This is a genomic window from Paenisporosarcina sp. TG20 (genome assembly GCF_000286315.1).
Classification (GTDB): Bacteria; Bacillota; Bacilli; order Bacillales_A; family Planococcaceae; genus Paenisporosarcina.
The window spans coordinates 1-704 of sequence record NZ_ALJG01000028.1 but is presented as its reverse complement, the minus strand read 5'-3'; the positions used below and the strand labels follow the sequence as shown (position 1 = coordinate 704).

1 protein-coding gene is annotated in these 704 nt (G+C 40.2%); it reads right to left on the bottom strand.

The features are described 5' to 3' along the window. Positions 1 to 704 (bottom strand): transposase (locus tag B371_RS20900; RefSeq protein WP_019412353.1); only part of this gene is annotated, 704 nt, incomplete at both ends.

Genomic DNA, 704 nt, shown 5'->3' with positions numbered 1-704 from the left:
GAAGTGGCCTGTTTCTTTGATCGTTTTTCTTTTAATAATGTGAGTATTCGCTTGAGATTGACCGCAAATATCACTGTGGCACCTTGTATTTCCATGCCAAATAGACCCGAAGACGATGCTGTATCATACCCGTGTCCTTGTTTCAGTTCGCTATTCTTCGCTTCAATTTTATAGCGTGATTTGGCGATTCCTTTAAATTCAGTTGTCTGTTGAAATGCTTCTTGTTCGGTATGTTCCATCGATTTGATGTTCACAGAGTATGTTTTGCTTTTTGCACCTTCTTTATAACATCCCTCTCGAATCGGGCAGACCTTGCACTTTTCGATATCGAAATAATATGTCTGGCATTGATTCCTGTTCGTTCCTTTTTTACCAGTGCGTCCTTTGCGGGTAGCGAGGTGACCTGCTTTACAAACAAACATACCTGCATCTTTATTAAATTCAAACTTATCTTCTTCTTTTCGCGGACCTTGTGTAAGAATGGGGTTCAATTTTGCTACGAGCGCCACTTCATTTTCTATTGCGTATATAATATTTGCCTTTTCGGAGTAGGCGGAATCCCCAATTACCGTATCTATTTCCATGCCTGTCTGTGTACTTTTTCCAATCAATTCTTGAAGATATTTCCCATCACTTTTTTCCCCTGTTGTCACAATCGCGGCAGTAATGCGTTCATCGCTTATAGCGATATGTGTTTTGTATCC